Raw genomic sequence first — 4,746 nt, forward strand, 5'->3', positions numbered from 1 at the left:
AATACGAGCATTCTAGGCGTTGAGCGAATTAATCTTATGGTCAACACTGTACCATAGTATTGGTGCCATGCGCTAAAATCTTTGCTATCTACAGCGCATACTGCGTTCGCTTTGTTTGCGCCGTCGATGAGTCCCCGTGAATGGGGAGGTTTTTACCCATTTTCCTGATAACAATTTTAAGCCTGCATGTGCAGGCTTTTTTTATAGCTAACCCCAGTTGCTACCCAGAAATGCATCCGCAAATTCATTTGAGGGCAGGTTTCGTTCTAACGTTGTAGATTAAGAGTGGAAATCTTAATTCCCTGTATGATTGCAAGTACTTCAACTCCAGTTACCATCGCCGAAACACCTACAACCACGATCGTCCTTGATGTTGCTGGGATGAAATGTGCTGGGTGCGTGAGTGCTGTCGAAAAACAATTGCTGGCTCAATCGGGCGTACAATCTGCCTGTGTCAATCTGCTCACTGGTGTCGCCGCGATCGCCGTAACATTAGAAACATCTACAGGCATCGAGCTAGCGGCTCAGTTGACGAGTAGTGGTTTTCCGGCGCAACCCCGCACTGTTAGCAATGCTGAGGATCGATCGAAACGACTGCAACAACGTCAGGAAAAATCCGATCGAGAGTCCAAACAGTTATTATGGCAACTGGTTACCGCTGGGATTTTACTAGTATTATCCGCCATCGGACATTTTACGCAACCGACTACTCACCTGCATCATGGTGGCGTGGCGGTATTAAATAACTTTTGGTGGCATTGGAGTCTAGCAACACTGGCGATCGCATTTCCAGGTAGATCGATTCTAGTGGATGGCTGGCGCAGTTTGCGGCATGGTAATCCTAATATGAATACCCTCGTGGGATTGGGGATAATTACGTCTTATACGGCGAGTGTGGCTGCGCTGGTGGTGCCGAGTTTGGGGTGGGAATGCTTTTTTGAAGAACCCGTGATGATTATCGGGTTTATTACGTTGGGGCGCACTTTAGAGCAACAGGCGAAACACCGTGCGGCAACAGCATTCGATCGATTGTTATCGCTTCAGCCGACATCGGCACGATTGATTAGTCCCGATCCCGTTGGCGTAGCCTCTCCCCTGGAGAATCGTCCCCAAGCCATCGAAATTCCCGTAGAACAGGTCAAAGTCGGCGAATATTTGCGGGTACTTCCAGGTGAAAAGATCCCGACAGACGGGGCGATTCGCTGGGGTCAGACGACGATCGATGAGTCGGCAATTACGGGTGAATCGATTCCGGTATTCAAGCAGGTGGGGGATATTGTCACGGCGGGGACGGTGAACCAATCGGGGGCGATTTCGATCGAGGTAACGCGCACGGGTGATGATACGACGCTGGCACAAATTATCGCGCTGGTAGAAGCCGCCCAAACCCGCAAGGCTCCGGTTCAGAGGTTAGCCGATACGGTGGCTGGCTATTTTACTTATGGTGTCCTGGCGATCGCGATTTTAACTTGTCTATTTTGGTATTTTATCGGCATCCACAACCCCAATTTAGATCCGCCAGTTTCCACCCTCGTGCCGCTCAAAGCCGCGATCGCCGTCATGGTAGTGGCGTGCCCTTGTGCGTTAGGTTTAGCCACACCGACGGCGATTCTCGTGGGGACGGGAATTGCGGCGGAGTCGGGGTTATTGATTAAAGGTGGGGATGTTTTAGAAGCGGTGCATCGGTTGGATACGGTGGTATTCGACAAGACGGGAACGCTGACTGAGGGTAAACCACAAGTTACCGATATTATCGCGGCTGAATCAATCGATTTATTACAACTAGCGGCGGCGGCGGAAAGTGTTACCAATCATCCGTTAGCAGTGGCGATTGGGCAAGAAGCCGTGCGACTGGGTTTGACGCTACCGACGATTCTCGATGCTCGGACTGAAATCGGTTTGGGGGTATATGCACGGGTACTAACTGGCGATACTTCGGATCGGGCGAGTACTCTGATTCAGGGTAATGAATATCAGGTAATTGTCGGCAATCGCCACTGGTTGGCTACCAATGAGATCGAAATTAGTCAGGAGTGGGAAGCTAAAGCCCAGAAGTTAACCACAGCGGGTAAAACTGTCATGTATGTGGCGATTGATGGTGCGATGATGGGGCTGATTGGAGTTACCGACCGATTGCGCTCCGATGCGATCGAGACTGTCAAACAGTTGCAGAATATGGGATTGAAGATCGTGCTAGTTACGGGAGACAGAAAACCCGTTGCTGAAATCGTCGCACGAGAGTTAGGAATTACCGATGTCTATGCCGAGGTTCTCCCTCAAGACAAAGCGCGGATAGTTCGATCTTTACAAGCCAACGAGCTAGATTCAGCTCATCCCCATCGAGTCGCCACGATTGGCGATGGTATTAACGATGCGCCAGCACTGGCTCAAGCTGACTTAGGCATCGCGCTTAATGCTGGTACCGATGTGGCGATCGAGGTTGCTGATATTATCTTAATGCGCGATCGGTTGTTAGATGTAGTGGCTGCGATCAAATTATCTCGCGCTACTCTGAGCAAAATTCGCCAAAATCTATTCTGGGCGGCGATTTATAACCTGATAGGGATTCCCGCAGCCGCAGGAGTACTGTATTGGTTTGGATGGGGCGCGATGCTCAGTCCCTCAGCCGCAGGCGCGATGATGGCACTAAGTTCGGTAAGTGTGGTCACAAATTCACTGTTACTTAAACTGAGAGGAGATGGGAGATAAGAGGGGAGAGGGGAGTTCGGAGTTCGGAGTTCGGAGATAAGACAAAAGAAATAAGTTGGCTGGCGCAGATCGAAAAACATACCTCAAATCAGCAACACCAAAGTTCGCTAATTCAATGCTCGCTATTACCTCCCATCTCCAAACTCCCATCTCCCATCTCTCCCCCCTAACTCAACCTCGCAGTACATTCTAAAATCAACCGTTGATTTTCGATCGCGTGGGGTTGAATATCCAACGCGGCGCGAAATGCCCTAATGGCTGCGGAATAATTACCCAAGGCGGCGTGACATAATCCCAAACCGTGGAGCGCGCCAAAATGGACGGGATTGAGTTTAATTACCATCTCACAATCGGCGATCGCCCGATCGTAATCTTGAGTCATAAATTTCAGCACCGCTCGTCGATTCCACGCTTCGGCAAAATCTGGCAAGGCATCGACCAAATCGTCTAAGATCGAGGTAGCCGCTGCAACATCACCTTCAGCGATCGATCTCTCACTTTCCTCGATCTGTTCGAGGGCAATCTTACCTTTTTGCCAGAACCAGATCCGCCAGAGTTGACTAGTCGCACGTTCGCGAATATTCAAATCGCTACTTTTAAGATCTGATAATAACTTGTCAACTAATTTTTGATTCATGGCGGTTATTAGCAAATCATTCGATCGGCATAAATATTGGCAAAGTTAAACATATTCGATCGGACTAGCTGCCAATCTTAATCAAGACAATATATTACCAATTATTACTTGTCAATATCCTTCTAGTATAATAGAGATAAGGATCGCGATTCAACATTCTCTACCAAACAGTTTACAACTATAACTTAGCGTCTATATGGCTACTTATCCAGGTATTTCGAGCGAAGCTTTCAAACATCCACTCGATTTGCAAGCCGAGCAAGCTCTCCGCAGCGTGCCCGGTTTTAATCTCGTAGCAAGTAAATTTGTTGAGTTTATCTACGAACGACCCCAACTAGTGTACCTGATGGGCAACAGCATTCAAGCAGGTCCCAGACAGTATGCCACGATCTACGGAATGTTTCGGGAGTGCGTGCGCGATTTAGATATCTATCCCGAACCGCTCTTATTTGTCAGTCAAAATCCCCAGGTAAATAGTTATGCAATGGGGCAAGAAAATCCCTACATTGTCATCAATACTGGCTTATTAGATCTGTTAGAAGAAGATGAAATTAAGACTGTTTTAGCTCATGAATTAGGACACATTAAATGCGGACATACAATCCTGATTCAAATGGCAATGTGGGTAATGAATGCAGTCTCAGTTATTGGGCAAATGACATTTGGGTTGGGCAATATTATCAGTAATGGCTTAATTCTAGCTTTCTATGAATGGCGGCGCAAGGCAGAATTATCATCCGATCGCGCGGCACTATTAGTAATGGAAAATCCCCGCACGGTGATGATGACGATGATGAAAATTTCGGGTGGAAGTAGTAAGTATATTAATGAATGCAGCCTGGAAGAATTTATCAAGCAATCAGAAAATTATCGTAATTTAGACGAAGATGGACTGAATCAAATTTATAAAGCGTTGATGTATATCGGCGTGAATGGAATGCTCTCCCATCCGTTCCCCGTCGAACGGATTCACTATCTTCAGGAGTGGACGAATTCGAGTGAGTATCGCGATATTCGCAATGGTAATTATCAGCGCGTCAGTGTCGATACAGTCAATACAGAGCCATCGTCGAATGAAACTGAGCGTCTCCGCCGCGAAATTGAAGAACTCCAACGCGAAATCGATCGACGTAAATCTCCCGATCGTTAAGTTTACTCCTTCTGTACTAATTCTTGTCCCAGTGTTGCTTTTGATAATAATCCTACTATCTTCGTCAATATTTCTATCAATACCAGTTCGGAAGGAAGGTGTCTGGGGGTAAGAGGATGTTTGGAAATACGGAGAGTATAAAATATTCAAGCAAGTCTCCGTAGCATAAGTCGGATCATAGCAATGTGGATGAAAGCCTCTGATGAAGCAGGTAAACGTTCGTAATCAACATTAAGACGGCGACACCAGT

General features: G+C 47.3%; 3 protein-coding genes. 2 read left to right on the top strand and 1 reads right to left on the bottom strand.

Annotation, left to right across the window (positions count from 1 at the left end):
- Positions 1 to 306 precede the first annotated feature (306 nt).
- A complete protein-coding gene (locus RMO79_RS11955; RefSeq protein WP_310483393.1) occupies positions 307 to 2,709 on the top strand; it encodes a heavy metal translocating P-type ATPase in 2,403 nt (800 codons plus the stop codon).
- 166 nt (positions 2,710 to 2,875) lie between these two features.
- On the opposite strand, the gene RMO79_RS11960 is transcribed toward RMO79_RS11955, so the two are convergent.
- Positions 2,876 to 3,346 carry a tetratricopeptide repeat protein gene (locus RMO79_RS11960; RefSeq protein WP_310483394.1) on the bottom strand — a complete coding sequence of 157 codons (471 nt, stop codon included), beginning with the start codon at positions 3,344 to 3,346 and terminating at the stop codon, positions 2,876 to 2,878.
- Between the two features lie 196 nt (positions 3,347 to 3,542).
- On the opposite strand from RMO79_RS11960, the gene RMO79_RS11965 reads away from it, so the two are divergent.
- Complete coding sequence (locus RMO79_RS11965) at positions 3,543 to 4,496, top strand: M48 family metallopeptidase (RefSeq protein ID WP_310483395.1); 954 nt, start codon at positions 3,543 to 3,545, stop codon at positions 4,494 to 4,496.
- Positions 4,497 to 4,746: the final 250 nt, after the last annotated feature.

Source organism: Chamaesiphon sp. VAR_48_metabat_403 (assembly GCF_031422475.1).
Taxonomy (GTDB): Bacteria; Cyanobacteriota; Cyanobacteriia; order Cyanobacteriales; family Chamaesiphonaceae; genus Chamaesiphon.

Bases quoted from the DNA above. Each gene is read 5' to 3' on its own strand.
- RMO79_RS11965 (WP_310483395.1), top strand. From the start codon at position 3,543: ATGGCTACTTATCCAGGTATTTCGAGCGAAGCTTTCAAACATCCACTC.
- RMO79_RS11960 (WP_310483394.1), bottom strand. From the start codon at position 3,346: ATGAATCAAAAATTAGTTGACAAGTTATTATCAGATCTTAAAAGTAGC.
- RMO79_RS11955 (WP_310483393.1), top strand. From the start codon at position 307: ATGATTGCAAGTACTTCAACTCCAGTTACCATCGCCGAAACACCTACA.